14 protein-coding genes are annotated in these 13,252 nt (G+C 65.3%); 10 read left to right on the top strand and 4 right to left on the bottom strand.

All coding sequences use genetic code 11. The features are described from left to right. The first annotated feature begins 6 nt into the window (after positions 1 to 6). From FHW58_RS02340 to FHW58_RS02370, 7 genes are all read left to right on the top strand, one after another. Positions 7 to 1,758, top strand: a complete 1,752-nt coding sequence (locus tag FHW58_RS02340) for a methyl-accepting chemotaxis protein (protein WP_179671472.1) — start codon at positions 7 to 9, stop codon at positions 1,756 to 1,758. Positions 1,759 to 1,822: 64 nt separating this feature from the next. Further along, positions 1,823 to 2,686 (top strand): CheR family methyltransferase, encoded by an 864-nt coding sequence (locus tag FHW58_RS02345; protein ID WP_179671473.1) that lies wholly within the window; start codon positions 1,823 to 1,825, stop codon positions 2,684 to 2,686. A 9-nt stretch (positions 2,687 to 2,695) separates the two neighbouring features. Further along, on the top strand, positions 2,696 to 3,292 hold the full coding sequence (cheD, locus tag FHW58_RS02350) for a chemoreceptor glutamine deamidase CheD (protein ID WP_179671474.1): 597 nt from the start codon (positions 2,696 to 2,698) through the stop codon (positions 3,290 to 3,292). 18 nt (positions 3,293 to 3,310) lie between these two features. Beyond that, complete coding sequence (locus FHW58_RS02355) at positions 3,311 to 4,387, top strand: chemotaxis response regulator protein-glutamate methylesterase (protein ID WP_179671475.1); 1,077 nt, start codon at positions 3,311 to 3,313, stop codon at positions 4,385 to 4,387. Between the two features lie 124 nt (positions 4,388 to 4,511). After that, the gene (cheY, locus tag FHW58_RS02360) at positions 4,512 to 4,901 is read left to right on the top strand and encodes a chemotaxis response regulator CheY (protein ID WP_028104141.1); all 390 of its coding nucleotides are present in this window, start codon (positions 4,512 to 4,514) and stop codon (positions 4,899 to 4,901) included. 110 nt (positions 4,902 to 5,011) lie between these two features. After that, positions 5,012 to 6,223 (top strand): EAL and HDOD domain-containing protein, encoded by a 1,212-nt coding sequence (locus FHW58_RS02365; RefSeq protein ID WP_179671476.1) that lies wholly within the window; start codon positions 5,012 to 5,014, stop codon positions 6,221 to 6,223. A 66-nt stretch (positions 6,224 to 6,289) separates the two neighbouring features. Then, entirely contained in the window at positions 6,290 to 6,703 is a 414-nt protein-coding gene (locus tag FHW58_RS02370; RefSeq protein ID WP_179671477.1) for a DUF1640 domain-containing protein, read from the top strand. On the opposite strand, the gene panC is transcribed toward FHW58_RS02370, so the two are convergent. Genes panC through FHW58_RS02385 form a run of 3 tightly spaced genes read right to left on the bottom strand, consistent with a single transcriptional unit; the run spans position 6,700 to position 8,810 of the window. Further along, the gene (gene panC, locus FHW58_RS02375) at positions 6,700 to 7,539 is read right to left on the bottom strand and encodes a pantoate--beta-alanine ligase (RefSeq protein ID WP_179671478.1); all 840 of its coding nucleotides are present in this window, start codon (positions 7,537 to 7,539) and stop codon (positions 6,700 to 6,702) included. The genes FHW58_RS02370 and panC overlap by 4 nt on opposite strands. 27 nt (positions 7,540 to 7,566) lie before the next feature. Beyond that, positions 7,567 to 8,562, bottom strand: coding sequence for a ScpA family protein (locus tag FHW58_RS02380; RefSeq protein ID WP_373996657.1), 996 nt, complete (start codon positions 8,560 to 8,562; stop codon positions 7,567 to 7,569). A 38-nt stretch (positions 8,563 to 8,600) separates the two neighbouring features. Further along, positions 8,601 to 8,810, bottom strand: a complete 210-nt coding sequence (locus tag FHW58_RS02385; protein WP_179671479.1) for a DUF3460 family protein — start codon at positions 8,808 to 8,810, stop codon at positions 8,601 to 8,603. Positions 8,811 to 8,936: 126 nt separating this feature from the next. Here FHW58_RS02385 and FHW58_RS02390 point away from each other — a divergent pair, with 126 nt between their 5' ends. Together FHW58_RS02390 and FHW58_RS02395 are read left to right on the top strand one after the other, a co-directional pair. After that, positions 8,937 to 9,839, top strand: a complete 903-nt coding sequence (locus FHW58_RS02390; protein WP_179671480.1) for a DMT family transporter — start codon at positions 8,937 to 8,939, stop codon at positions 9,837 to 9,839. A 76-nt stretch (positions 9,840 to 9,915) separates the two neighbouring features. After that, positions 9,916 to 11,574 (top strand): hypothetical protein, encoded by a 1,659-nt coding sequence (locus tag FHW58_RS02395; RefSeq protein ID WP_218892617.1) that lies wholly within the window; start codon positions 9,916 to 9,918, stop codon positions 11,572 to 11,574. Positions 11,575 to 11,612: 38 nt separating this feature from the next. Here FHW58_RS02395 and FHW58_RS02400 read toward each other — a convergent pair whose 3' ends face one another. Then, entirely contained in the window at positions 11,613 to 12,518 is a 906-nt protein-coding gene (locus FHW58_RS02400; RefSeq protein WP_179671481.1) for a LysR family transcriptional regulator, read from the bottom strand. 109 nt (positions 12,519 to 12,627) lie between these two features. Here FHW58_RS02400 and FHW58_RS02405 point away from each other — a divergent pair, with 109 nt between their 5' ends. Then, positions 12,628 to 13,251, top strand: a complete 624-nt coding sequence (locus tag FHW58_RS02405) for a glutathione S-transferase family protein (RefSeq protein WP_179671482.1) — start codon at positions 12,628 to 12,630, stop codon at positions 13,249 to 13,251. Position 13,252: the final 1 nt, after the last annotated feature.

Here is a 13,252-nt window from a genome sequence, read left to right on the forward strand (position 1 = left end):
AGTACCATGAATTTACGCGACTTCAACATCGGCGCACGGCTGCGCATCGGCTTCGGCATCATCCTGCTGATCCTGGTGGTCATCGTGCTGATGACCAATTACCTTAACTACAGCAACAAGCAGCAGCTGACCCACGGGCTGGAAACCGCCACCGCCAAGAACCTGCAGGCCGACGTGATGAAGAGCGCGATGCTGGAAACCGGCATCGCCATGCGCAACATCGGCCTGCAGTCGGACGTCAGCCTGATGCAGAAAGAGGAACAGAAGGTCAAGGACCAGCGCGCCCGCTACGACAAGGCCATGGCCGACCTCAAGGCGCTTGGCCTGAACGACGCCGAGAAGCAGGTGCTGTCGCAGATCAGCGCGCTGGACGCCGACACCGACGCCGCCTTCCGCGACGCCATCGGCCAGATCCTGGCCTTCAACACCGAGGGCGGCGCCAAGGTCATCTCCGGCCGCATCGACCCGCTGAACACGCAGACGCTGGTGCTGATCAACAAGCTGGTGGCGATGCAGCGCGCCAACGCCGAGGACGTCATGGCCAGCTCGGTCAGCGCTGACCGCAGCCTGATGGTGGTGCTGTTCGTGCTGGGCGGCGTGGCGGTGGCGCTGGGCGTGCTGTGCGCGGCCGTCATCACGCGCTCGATCACGCTGCCGCTCTCGGGCGCGGTGGCGGTGGCGCAGAAGGTGGCCAGCGGCGAGCTGACCTCGCACGTGCAGGTCGAGGGCCGCGACGAAACCAGCGAACTGCTGCAGGCGCTCAAGGACATGAACGACAGCCTGGCCAAGACCGTTGGCGACGTGCGCGCCGGCACCGAGCTGATTTCGACCGCGTCGCAGGAGATCGCCTCGGGCAACGCCGACCTGTCGGCCCGCACCGAGTCGCAGGCCAGCTCGCTGGAGGAGACGGCGTCGTCGATGGAGGAGCTGACCTCGACCGTCAAGCAGAACGCCGACAACGCGCGCCAGGCCAACCAGCTGGCGGTGTCGGCATCGTCGGTGGCGGAGAAGGGCGGCACGGTGGTGTCGCAGGTGGTGCAGACCATGGGCTCGATCACCGAGTCGTCGCGCAAGATCGCCGACATCATCTCGGTCATCGACGGCATCGCTTTCCAGACCAACATCCTGGCGCTGAACGCGGCTGTCGAGGCGGCGCGCGCCGGCGAGCAGGGGCGCGGTTTCGCGGTGGTGGCGTCCGAGGTGCGCAACCTGGCCCAGCGCTCGGCCGGCGCCGCCAAGGAGATCAAGGAACTGATCACCGATTCGGTCGAAAAGGTCGACGCCGGCAGCAAGCTGGTGGACGAGGCTGGCCAGACCATGGACCTGATCGTGACGTCGATCCGCCAGGTGGCCGACATCATGGGCGAGATCACCGCCGCCACCCAGGAGCAGAGCAACGGCATCGAGGAAGTCAACCAGGCGATTTCGCAGATGGACGAGATGACGCAGCAGAACGCCGCGCTGGTGGAGGAAGCGGCGGCGGCGGCGGAAAGCATGCAGGAGCAGGCCGGGCTGCTGTCGCAGGCGGTCAGCATCTTCAAGCTGTCGCATGACGGCGGCGCGCGCCGCGCGCTGGCGCCGGCGCCGCGCGCCGCTGTCGTGGCCGCCGCCCCAGCGCCGAAGCCGGCGCCAGCGCCAGCCATCGCTGCCACGCCGCGTCCGGCGCCGCCGCCGGCCTCCAAGCCGGCCGCCAAGCCGGTCGCGCCGAAAAAAGCCGCACCGGCGTCCTCGGGCGCCGACGAGTGGGAAGAGTTTTAAGCCGTCGCACCGCCGCACGCCGGTGTGACGGGCGTATCAGGCAACACGCGCAAAAAGGAATCATATGCCGCACAGCAAAGACACGGTCAAGGAATTTGACTTCAACGCGCGCGACTTCGAACGGGTTCGCGGGCTGATCTACAAGCGCGCCGGCATCTCGCTGGCCGACAGCAAGCAGGAAATGGTCTACAGCCGCCTGGCGCGGCGCCTGCGCGCCACCGGCATCGACTCCTTCGCCAAATACCTGGACGAACTGGAAGCCGGCCGCCTGGGCGAGGAATGGGAGTCGTTTACCAACGCGCTGACCACCAACCTGACCTCGTTCTTCCGCGAAGCCCACCACTTCCCGCTGCTGGCCGAGCACATCAAGGGCAAGCGCGAGCCGCTGACCATCTGGTGCTCCGCCAGCTCCACCGGCGAGGAACCGTACTCGATCGCCATGACGGTGTGCGAGGCCTTCAACACGCTGACGCCGAACTGCCAGATCGTCGCCACCGACATCGACACCAACGTGCTGGCCCACGCCGCCAACGGCGTCTACACCATGGACCGGCTGGACAAGATGTCGCCCGAGCGCCAGCGCCGCTTCTTTTTGAAGGGCAAGGGGGAGCGCGAAGGGATGGCGCGCGTGCGTAATGAATTGCGTAATATGATAACGTTCAAGCAGTTGAACCTGCTGGCGGACAGCTGGCCGATCAGCGGCCAGTTCGACGCCATTTTCTGCCGCAACGTGATGATTTACTTTGACAAGGCCACCCAGCGCAAGATCCTGTCGCGCTTCGTGCCGCTGATGAAACCGGATGCGCTGCTGTTCGCCGGGCATTCGGAGAATTTCCTGTATGTCTCGGAGTCGTTGAAACTGCGCGGCAAAACCGTCTACGAACTGGACGACAACGCTGCGGCCCGCAAAACACCGCAACGCACATGAGAATAAAACATGGACCTCGAACAATTTGCCACGAACGTTTATTACGATAGAACGTTCGACTGCCAGGCCGCCAAGATCCTGCCTGGCGAGTACTATCACACCAACAAGGACATGTTGATCGTGACGGTGCTGGGCTCGTGCGTGTCGGCCTGCATCCGCGACCGCACCACCGGCCTGGGCGGCATGAACCATTTCATGCTGCCGGACGGCGGCGGCGACGGCAGCCCGGTGTCGGCCTCCGCGCGCTACGGCACCTACGCGATGGAGATCCTGATCAACGACCTGCTCAAGGCCGGCGCCAAGCGCGAAAATCTGGAAGCCAAGGTGTTTGGCGGCGGCGCGGTGCTGAAGGGCTTCACCGCCATCAACGTCGGCGAGCGCAACGCCGCCTTTGTGCTGAATTTTTTAAAAGTCGAGCGCATCCGCGTGGTGGCCGAGGACTTGAACGACATCTACCCGCGCAAGGTGTATTTCTTCCCGCGCACCGGCAAGGTGCTGGTCAAGAAACTGATGCAAAGCCATAACGATACGCTGGTCAAGCGCGAAATCGAGTATGCCAGCCGCCTCAAGGTGGCGCCGGTGGCTGGCGATATCGATCTGTTCTAAATAACAAGAAAGCCGAGTATGAAGATCAAAGTCCTGGTGTGCGACGACTCCGCACTGATCCGCAGCGTCATGAGCGAGATCATCAATTCCCAACCTGACATGGAAGTGGTCGGCGTCGCGCCCGATCCGCTGGTCGCGCGCGAACTGATCAAGCAGACCAATCCGGACGTGCTGACGCTGGACGTCGAGATGCCGAAAATGGACGGCCTCGACTTCCTGGAGAAACTGATGCGCCTGCGGCCGATGCCGGTGCTGATGGTGTCCTCGCTGACCGAGCGCGGCTCGGAAATCACCATGCGCGCGCTGGAACTGGGCGCGGTCGATTTCGTCACCAAGCCGAAGATCTCGATCCAGGCCGGCATGCGCGAGTACACCGACCTGATCACCGACAAGATCCGCGCCGCTTCCAAGGCGCGGGTGCAGGCGCGCCGCCTGCCGCAGCCGGGCGCCGAGGGCCACGGCGCGGCGCCGCTGTCGGCGCTGCGCAACCCGCTGCTGTCGTCGGAAAAGCTGATCATCATCGGCGCCTCCACCGGCGGCACCGAGGCCATCCGCGAATTCCTGATGCAGATGCCGTCCGACTGCCCGGGCATCCTGATCACCCAGCACATGCCGGAAGGCTTCACGCGCTCGTTCGCCAAGCGCCTGGATTCGCTGTGCAAGATCTCGGTGCAGGAGGCGCAGGGCAACGAGCGCGTGCTGCCGGGCCACGCCTACATCGCGCCCGGCCACTCGCACCTGTACCTGACCCGCAGCGGCGCCAACTACATGACCCGCATCGACCAGGCCGAGCCGGTCAACCGCCACCGGCCCTCGGTTGATGTGCTGTTCCGTTCCGCCGCGCAAGCCGCCGGTAAAAACGCGGTTGGTGTTATCCTGACCGGCATGGGCAAGGACGGCGCGGCCGGCATGCTGGAGATGCGCAACGCCGGGGCGTATAATTTTGCTCAGGACGAGGCCAGCTGCGTGGTGTTCGGCATGCCGCGCGAGGCGATCGCGGTGGGCGCGGCGCACGAAGTCGGTGCACTGCAGGCGCTGCCGGGCATGGTGCTCGGCTACCTGGCACAACATGGCATGCGCGCCTTGCGTGTTTAATTGTGCAACTGTGACGTTTTACTGCGACTTTGTTCGCCTTCAGGCAACGAAAATGCTATCCTACAACTTAATGCCAAATTGTAGGCACTATTAACAACCGCGTAGAGAATCAACGGAGCAATTCATGGCTGATCCAAAGATGAAATTTTTAGTTGTTGACGATTTTTCGACGATGCGTCGCATCGTCCGGAATCTGTTAAAAGAACTGGGTTATGCCAATGTCGACGAGGCAGAGGACGGCGTGATGGCGCTGGCCAAGCTGCGTGCCGAGCAGTTCGACTTCGTCGTGTCCGACTGGAACATGCCGAACATGGACGGTCTGACGATGTTGCAGAACATCCGTGCCGACCCCGCGCTGGCCAAGCTGCCGGTGCTGATGGTGACCGCGGAAGCCAAGAAGGAAAACATCATCGCGGCGGCCCAGGCCGGTGCCAATGGTTATGTGGTGAAGCCGTTCACCGCCGCTACGCTGGACGAAAAACTCAACAAGATCTTCGAAAAACTCGGGGCTTGATGTAAAGAAGTGGCTGCAAGCGGCACCCGTACACCCCGCACACCGCTGCGGCCAGGGTCTGACCCCGTACGGGGTCAGACCCTTTCGTTTTAGGGGTAGTGTAAAAAACCATGCACCGTACCAATTTCCTTGTCCGTGAACCCTTGCTCGACCCCAAGCAGCGCGTGGTCGGCTATGAGCTGAGCTGGCAGCAGGCCAGCAGTGGCGCGGCCTCGCCGCTGGAGGCGCTGGAGTCGCTGGTCGGCTTCGTCGCCGGCCAGGTGGTGGACGAGGATGACGGCTGGCTGCTGCGCGACAAAATCCTGTTCCTGGAGGCAGTGCCAGCCATGCTCTCGACCGACGCGCTGCACGCGCTGCCGCCGGAGCGCACGGTGCTGTCGATCAAGGCCGCCGAGCTGGCCCATCCGGACACCATGGCGGCCGTGCAGGGGCTGCGCGCCGGCGGCGTTGGCATCCTGCTGCGCGAGGCCGACCTGGCGCGCATCGGCAGCCGTTTGCCGACCATGGCGTCCTACGTGGAAATGCGCTTTTCCGGCGCCGACGTCGCCACCCAGGCGCGCACCTATGCCGGGCTGAAGCAAACGACGGTGGGCATGATTGCCCGTCCGGTCAGCAACTGGGCCGACTTCGACGCCTGCGCGGCGCTGGGCCTGAACGCCTTCGTCGGCAAGCTGCACCTGACGCCGCGGCCGTCGACCGACACCAAGGGCCTGAATCCGGCCCAGACCATCATCATGCAACTGATGCAGATGGTGCGGCAGAACGCCGACATCGCCCAACTGGAGGCGGTGCTGAAGCGCGACGCCACGCTGTCCTACAAGCTGCTGCGCTTCATCAACTCGGCCGGCTTTGGCGCCGGGCGGGAAGTGCAGTCGCTGCGCCAGGCGCTGACCCTGCTGGGCTACCAGCCGCTCTACCGCTGGCTGACGCTGCTGCTGGCGACCGCCAGCACGTCCGGCTACTCGCCGGTGCTGCTGGAGACGGCGGTGGTACGCGGCCGCCTGGCCGAGCTGCTGGCGCAATCGGCGCTGGGCAAGAGCGAGGCGGAGAATGTGTTCGTGGCGGGCATGTTCTCGCTGCTGGACCGGCTGCTGGGCATCCCCATGCAGGAAGTGCTGGCCAACATCCAGCTGTCGGAAGACGTGGTGGCCGCGCTGCTGACGCGCGGCGGCAAATACGGCCCCTACCTGGCGCTGGCCGAGGCCTGCGAGCTGAATTCCGACCTGGTGGCCTCGCTGGCCGCGACCTTGAAACTCAGCCCGCTGGACGTCAACAAGGCGCACCTGTCGGCGCTGGCCTGGGCGCAAAACGTCTCCGCCTGATCTGCCGCAAACACCGCACGCGCCATCGTTGACGCCCCCGATGGCGCGGCGCATGATGGCTGCATCATGAACGCCAATTCCGACCGCGAGTACATCGACAACAAAGTCGGCGACGTCCGCACCGCCGTGGACGACTTGCGCGTGGCGATGACTGAGCGCTTTACAGCCGTGCACGCGCGCTTTGACGCGATTAGCGCCAAGTTTGAGTCGACGGACACGAAAATTGAAAGTGCAGTTGAGGCAGCGAAGGCCGGGATTATCAAATGGATCGTCGGCGTGCTGTTCGCCATGATCGCCATGTTCATCGCGATGATGGGACTGATGGTGAACCTGTTGTCGCAACAGCCATCGCCGGTGGCCCCGGCGCCGGCGATCAGTACGCCGGCGGTGATCATCCAGCTGACGCCGCAGGGCGTGACCGTGTTGCCGGCCGCGCCGCCGAGCGTGCCGCCGGCCGCCGCGCCGCGCGGCGCGCCTTAGATTTCCAGGTTGTCGATCAGGCGGGTCGTGCCCAGCTTGGCGGCGGCCAGCACCACCAGCGGTGTGCCTTGCGCCAGATCGCCGGCGTTGGGCGGTTGCAGGTCGTTGCGCTTGCGGATCGAAATGTAATCCGGCTTCCAGCCGCGCTTGGCCAGATCGTCCATTGCCTGGTGCTCCAGCTGGAACACATCCAGATGGCCGCCGCGCACCTCGTTGGCCACCGCGTTCAGCGCCTGGTACAGCGCCGGTGCCTCGGCGCGCTCGGCCTCGGACAAATACATATTGCGCGACGACAGCGCCAGGCCATCATCGGCCCGGTAGGTCTCGGCCGCCACGATCTCGGTCGGCATCGCAAACTGGCGCGCCATATTGCGCACGATCATCAGCTGCTGGTAATCCTTCTTGCCAAACACCGCCACGCGCGGCTGCACGCACGAGAACAGCTTGGTCACCACCGTGCACACGCCGTTGAAGAAGCCCGGACGGAACTCGCCTTCCAGCGTATTGCCCAGGCCGTCCGGCGGCTGCACGCGGTACTCCTGCGGCTCCGGATACAGATCCTTCTCGGTCGGCGCAAACAGCACATACACGCCTTCCTTTTCCAGCTTCTCGACGTCGGCCTGGAAGGTGCGCGGGTACTTGTCGAAGTCCTCGTTGGGGCCGAACTGCAGGCGGTTGACGAAGATCGAGGCCACCACCGGGTCGCCATGCTTGCGCGCCAGGCGCATCAGCGACAGGTGGCCTTCGTGCAGATTGCCCATGGTCGGAACAAAGGCCGTGCGCAGCTGGCCGCTGAGTTGGTCGCGCAGTTCTTCAATCGAGGTGATGATTTTCATGGTGTTAAGCTCATTCTGGGGGCCGGCTCACGCCGGCGAGTAGGCCAGCCGCACGTAAATCGGTGCGAACGGTTCGGCCTGGGTAATTTCAATCAGGGTTTCCTTGGCCAGCTCCAGCAGCGCCACAAAGTTGACCACCACCACCGGCACGCCGCCGCCGACGTCAAACAGGTCGGCGAACTCGACAAAACGGGTCGATTGCAGGCGGCGCAGGATGCTGGTCATGTGCTCGCGCACCGACAGCTCCTCGCGGCTGATCTTGTGATGCTGGGTCAGCTTGGCGCGCTTCATCACATCCAGCCACGCCTGCTGCAGGTCGCTGGCCACCACGTCCGGCCACACCGGCACCAGGCTTTGCTCGATGAAGATCTGGGTGCGGACGAAGTCGCGGTCGACTTGCGGGATGGCGTTCAGGTCGTACGCTGCCAGCTTGATCTGCTCGTACTCCAGCAGACGGCGCACCAGTTCGGCGCGCGGGTCGTCGGCCTCCACGTCCAGATCGGCCTGGCGCTGCGGCAGCAACATGCGCGACTTGATTTCGATCAGCATGGCCGCCATCAGCAGGTACTCGGCCGCCAGCTCCAGGTTGGACAGCCGGATCTGGTCGACGTACTTCAGGTACTGCAGCGTCAGCTGCGCCATCGGGATGTCGAGGATGTTGAAGTTCTGCTTGCGGATCAGGTACAGCAGCAGGTCCAGCGGGCCTTCGAAGGCGTCGAGGAAAATTTCCAGCGCGTCCGGCGGGATATACAGGTCGGTGGGCAGCTTGAGCAGCGGCTCGCCGTACAGGCGGGCAAGGGCGGAGACTTCGGCGGTGACCGCCGCCGCCTCGGCCGTTGCAGCGGCTTGCGCTTCGGGCGTGGCAACCGGCTCGCCAGCCGCCGTGCCGGCCGCGTCGGCGGCCTCGGCCTCGCCGGTCGCGGCGTCGTTGGCGGCCGGGGCCGTGCCGGCGGCGGATGCGACGATCCCCGCTCCGGCCTCGCCCTCGGCGTCGTCCGGAACTGGCGGCTGCACGTCAGCCATATCGTCTGGCAACATCCTTGCCGCCCCGCGCGCGGTAATTAGACCTTGTTCTGGTAGACGTAAGCCTGCTGCTTCACAGCCGATTCCAGCTGACGCTGCTGCTCATCCAGCGACACCGGCGGACGATCCCACAGCAGGGAGCGGCCCAGTTGCTGGCCTGCTTCAATACCTGGATTCTTTTCCTTCAACGCCTTGATGAACAGGGTGTGCTCGGATTCGTACATCGAATGTTGTTTAGAGAGTTTCATATTATCTAAGTGGTTGGATCAGCAACGGGTATTTTACCGCGCCCCGGTGCCCCAAAGCTATTTCTATCGCTCATGGCCTGCCGGATCGGGTATGCTCTGGAAGATAATGTTGTACGAATATCAAAAATGACAACTCGCCTCACGCCCAGAACCATCTTCCTGCTCACCTTGCCGCCGCTGCTATGGGCCGGCAACGCCATCGTCGGCCGCCTGGTGCACGACCTGCTGCCGCCGGTGCTGCTGAACTTCCTGCGTTGGGGCATCGCCTTTTTCATCCTGCTGGCGCTGGCCGGCCCGGTGTTTCGCCGCGACGCCGGCCTGTGGCGACACTGGAAAAGCTACGCCATGCTGGGCCTGCTCGGCATCGGCATGTACAACGCGCTGCAATACATGGCGCTGCAAAGCTCGACGCCGATCAACGTCACGCTGGTGGCATCCGGCATGCCGGTGTGGATGATGCTGACCGGCTGGCTGTTCTTCGGCGTGCCGGTCAGCCGGCGCCAGGTGGCCGGCGCCGCGCTGTCGATCGCCGGCGTGCTGCTGGTGCTGGCGCGCGGCGAATGGCGGCATGTGATGGAGCTGCGGCTGGTGCCGGGCGACCTGTTCATGATTTTGGCCACCATTGCCTGGTCGTTCTACAGCTGGCTGCTGACGCGCGTCACCGAACCGGCCGCGATCCGCGCCAACTGGGCCAGCTTCCTGCTGGCGCAGGTGGCGTTCGGCGTGTTGTGGTCAGGCGCGTTTGCGCTGGGCGAGCAGGCGCTGGGCGCGGTTCCGGTGCAATGGGGCTGGACGCTGGCGGCGGCGCTGCTGTACGTGGCGACCGGCCCGGCCATCGTTGCCTTTGGCTGCTGGGGCGCCGGCGTGCGCGAAGCGGGGCCATCGGTCGGTGCCTTCTTCGTCAACCTGACGCCGTTGTTCACCGCCGTGCTGTCCTCGGCCTTTCTTGGCGAGGCACCGCACGGCTACCACGCCGCCGCCTTCGCGCTGATCGTCGGCGGCATCGTCGTCTCCGCCCGGCGCGGCTAGAAAGCTTGACCGGGCGTAACAAGCCGCTAGCGGCTGCGTTCTACACTGCAACTCCGTTATTTGCCGGAGAAACAGCATGCCGCAGCCTTCACTTCCTTCGGCGTTGGCGGCGGTGGCGCTGCTTTGCCTCGCCGCCATGCCCGCCCATGCCAACGACACCGCCGACACCAGTGTGCGCGACGCGCTCGCGCCCGGCTGGCTGGGCTTGTATTCCACCGACCGTTTCCGGCTGACCACCGGTCGCTGCAAGGACTGCGAGGCGCCGGAGCAGGCGCTGTGGTATTTCAACGATGACATGATCGCTGTCGCCAGGGCGAACGCCGCCGGCTACGCGCCGCGCCTGCGCGCGCAGGAGGATGTACGGGCCTGGTTGGCGGACAATCACGCGACGCCGCGCGACCAGCCGCCGCCGTTGCTCTGGATCGGTTCGCCGCACGTGGCGGAAGGGCGCCTGCAGCCGGAAGGGCAACTGACGCGCGCCGGCCACGCCGCGCCGCTGCCGGTGACGCTGACGCCGCGCCTGTCCACCAACCGCGCGTACGCGGGCGACAGCAGCATCGCTTTCTTTGCCGCTGGCGACATCAAGGCACGCGGGGTGCTGCGCGAAGACCGGTTCGTGATCCGCACGCTGTGGCCCAAGCGTTACGCCATGGCTGCGGCGCCGGCCAGCCAGCCGCTGGCGACCGGCACGACGGTCGAGCGCCTGGTGCGGGCAGAGCAGGGCGGCGCGAGGGCCGGTTACGCGGTCCGTACGCTGTGGCGACGCGACGGCGGCATGCAACCGCTGCCGTTGGCCGGCAAGCCGGCACTGGCTTTCGTGCTCAACGGCGCGCAGGGCGATGATGACGAATCTTATGGCGGCCATTTCGCCGTCGCCACCGGCCGCTTCGGCGTTGGCGGCGAGTGGGACAACTGGCTGGTGAACAATTTCTACAGCCTGGCCTCGGTCAGCGAAAAAGGCATTATTGCCGCCACGCTGCCGATGGATGCTTACATGGGCGACCTGAACAGCGGCCAGGCCTGGTATCGCCCGTCGTATATGCTGGTGGCGGTGCTGAAAGACCCGCGCGTGCCGGCGCTGTACCAGGAGGCGATCAGCCGGGTGTTCAGCCATTTCTACCGGCAGGATTTCCACTATCGCCACGCCAGCACGAACTGCGCCGGCATCAACGTGGAAACCTTGCGGACGCTGGGCTGGCAGATTCCGCGCCTGGGCGGCGAGGCCCCGCTGAAGGCCGCGGTGGCCTTGCCCTACATGGCCATCAAGGAAGTCAGTCTGGCCAGTGGTCAGAGCGCCTATGATTATCTCAAGACCGAGCGCACCGAACTGCTGCCGTTTGCGGCGTTCAACGCCATCGCCGGTGACTTGCTGCAGCGATTGAGCCGGGGAGGGGGACGTACGGGGCTGGAAGCGCAACTGGGCGAGGATCTGGAGGCGCTGCTGTTTGTGCGGATACCGCAATATCCGTCATCGCGCGCGTTCGGCAGCGATCCGGTGCTGTCGCTGCGCGAGTACCAGCAGCGGGCGCCGGCCAACCGGGCGGAATGGAAGATCGTGCCGGTGGCGCCGCGCGTCTTTCCCGCCGCGCTCAAAGATCCTGCCGCGCCGCGCGAGCCCCGGCCGGCGTCATCCCGCGCGACCTGGGTCTGGAGCGGCGTCGTGCTGACAGCGCTGGCGGCGATCGCATGGATGATCGCGCGTCGCCGCAGCCGCAGCCGACCGCCACCGTCGTAGCAGCATTCGCCGCCGCCACCGGGGCTGCCGCAGTGATCCTAGCCCGCTGTGGCGGCCTTCAGCGCGTCGATGAACACGCGCACCTTTTGCGGTACGTGCGAGGTGGCAGGGTAGACGGCGTGGATGTCGCTCTCCGGCAGCGACCATTCCGGCAGCACGCGCACCAGCCGGCCCGCCGCCACGTCGTCCTTGACGGAAAACACCGTGGCGCGCAGCACGCCGTCGCCGCTCAGCGCGGCCGCGCGCGTGGCGTAGGCGGTGTTGGACGAGAACACCGTGTTCTGCATGCGCACATGGGCCTGGTTGCCGGCGGCGTCGCTGAGCGTGAACTGGTTCGGCTGCGCCAGCACCGACAGCGACACATACGGCAGCGGCGGCAGGTCGTCCGGTGTGGCCGGCATGCCGTGCCGGGCGAGAAAGTCGGGGCTGGCCACCAGCCAGCGCGTCAGCTTGTCGACCCGCGTCGCCATGTGGCCAGAATCGGCCAGTTTGCCCAGCCGCACGGTCACGTCGATGCCCTCGGCGATCAGGTCGATGATGTGGTCGCCGCAAGTCAGATCGATCTTCAGCGCCGGATAGCGCGCCCGTAACTGTGCCAACAGCGGTGACACCACAATCAGCCCATAGTCGATCGGCGAGGCCACGCGCAACGTGCCCTGCAGCTGGTCGCGTCCGCTGCGCGCCTGCTCGATGGCTTGCTCGGCCGCCTGGAGCAACTGGCGGCTGGACGCGTAAAACGTCCGTCCCGCCTCGGTCAGGCTCAGCTTGCGCGTTGAACGCAGCAGCAGGCCTACACCAATCTCCCGTTCCAGCAGCTGCATATGCTTGCTGACCATGGACTTGGCCAGCCCCAGCCGCTCGGCGGCAGCCGTCAGCGACCCGGCCTCAACCACGGCGACAAACGTGGTCAGGCGGTTCAGATTAATGGTGTTGAGATCGATCATGCCATCGATTGTACACTTTGAGTGGACGGTGATTCCCTTTTTGTCCGTCTTATCAGCACGATATTGCTTCCTTATACTGGCCTCACTGTCAACCAACCAAGGACGCATCATGAAACTGTACGGCATTCCCCTCTCCGGCCACACCCACCGCGCGCAACTGTTCCTGAGTCTGCTGAACCTGCCGCATGACTTCGTCTCCGTCAACCTCGGCGCCGGCGAGCACCGCCAGCAACCGTTCCTGTCGATGAACGCGTTCGGCGAAATTCCGGTGCTGCAGGACGGTGACGTGACGCTGGCCGATTCCAACGCCATCCTGGTCTACCTGGCGTCGAAATATGACGACAGCGGCCGCTGGCTGCCGCGCGATCCGCTGACCGCTGCGCAAGTGCAGCGCTGGCTGTCGGCCGCCGCCGGCAAGATCGCCTACGGCCCGGCCGCCGCCCGCCTGGTGACCGTGTTCAACGCCCAGCGCGACCACGAAGCCGCCAAAGCCATCGCCGTACGCCTGTTCGACGTGATGGAGCAGGAACTGCAAGGCCGCCACTGGCTGGCCGGCGAGCACGCCACCATCGCCGACATCGCCGCCTACAGCTATGTGGCCCACGCGCCGGAAGGCGGCGTCTCGCTCAAACCGTATCCCAACATCCGCGCCTGGCTGGGCAAGGTGCGCGCGCTGCCGGGCTTTGTCGGCATGCCGGACACCAAAGCCGGCCTGGCACCAGAGGAGGTGTGAT

The sequence above is a fragment of the Duganella sp. 1224 genome, assembly GCF_013408245.1.
GTDB lineage: Bacteria > Pseudomonadota > Gammaproteobacteria > Burkholderiales > Burkholderiaceae_D > Rugamonas.

What these genes read in the sequence shown, in the direction of transcription:
- FHW58_RS02355 (WP_179671475.1), top strand. Translation starts at nt 3,311, where the DNA reads ATGAAGATCAAAGTCCTGGTGTGCGACGACTCCGCACTGATCCGCAGC.
- FHW58_RS02390 (WP_179671480.1), top strand. Translation starts at nt 8,937, where the DNA reads ATGACAACTCGCCTCACGCCCAGAACCATCTTCCTGCTCACCTTGCCG.
- FHW58_RS02380 (WP_373996657.1), bottom strand. Translation starts at nt 8,562, where the DNA reads ATGGCTGACGTGCAGCCGCCAGTTCCGGACGACGCCGAGGGCGAGGCC.
- FHW58_RS02365 (WP_179671476.1), top strand. Translation starts at nt 5,012, where the DNA reads ATGCACCGTACCAATTTCCTTGTCCGTGAACCCTTGCTCGACCCCAAG.
- panC (WP_179671478.1), bottom strand. Translation starts at nt 7,539, where the DNA reads ATGAAAATCATCACCTCGATTGAAGAACTGCGCGACCAACTCAGCGGC.
- FHW58_RS02395 (WP_218892617.1), top strand. Translation starts at nt 9,916, where the DNA reads ATGCCGCAGCCTTCACTTCCTTCGGCGTTGGCGGCGGTGGCGCTGCTT.
- FHW58_RS02400 (WP_179671481.1), bottom strand. Translation starts at nt 12,518, where the DNA reads ATGATCGATCTCAACACCATTAATCTGAACCGCCTGACCACGTTTGTC.
- FHW58_RS02340 (WP_179671472.1), top strand. Translation starts at nt 7, where the DNA reads ATGAATTTACGCGACTTCAACATCGGCGCACGGCTGCGCATCGGCTTC.
- FHW58_RS02405 (WP_179671482.1), top strand. Translation starts at nt 12,628, where the DNA reads ATGAAACTGTACGGCATTCCCCTCTCCGGCCACACCCACCGCGCGCAA.
- FHW58_RS02385 (WP_179671479.1), bottom strand. Translation starts at nt 8,810, where the DNA reads ATGAAACTCTCTAAACAACATTCGATGTACGAATCCGAGCACACCCTG.
- cheY (WP_028104141.1), top strand. Translation starts at nt 4,512, where the DNA reads ATGGCTGATCCAAAGATGAAATTTTTAGTTGTTGACGATTTTTCGACG.
- FHW58_RS02345 (WP_179671473.1), top strand. Translation starts at nt 1,823, where the DNA reads ATGCCGCACAGCAAAGACACGGTCAAGGAATTTGACTTCAACGCGCGC.
- cheD (WP_179671474.1), top strand. Translation starts at nt 2,696, where the DNA reads ATGGACCTCGAACAATTTGCCACGAACGTTTATTACGATAGAACGTTC.
- FHW58_RS02370 (WP_179671477.1), top strand. Translation starts at nt 6,290, where the DNA reads ATGAACGCCAATTCCGACCGCGAGTACATCGACAACAAAGTCGGCGAC.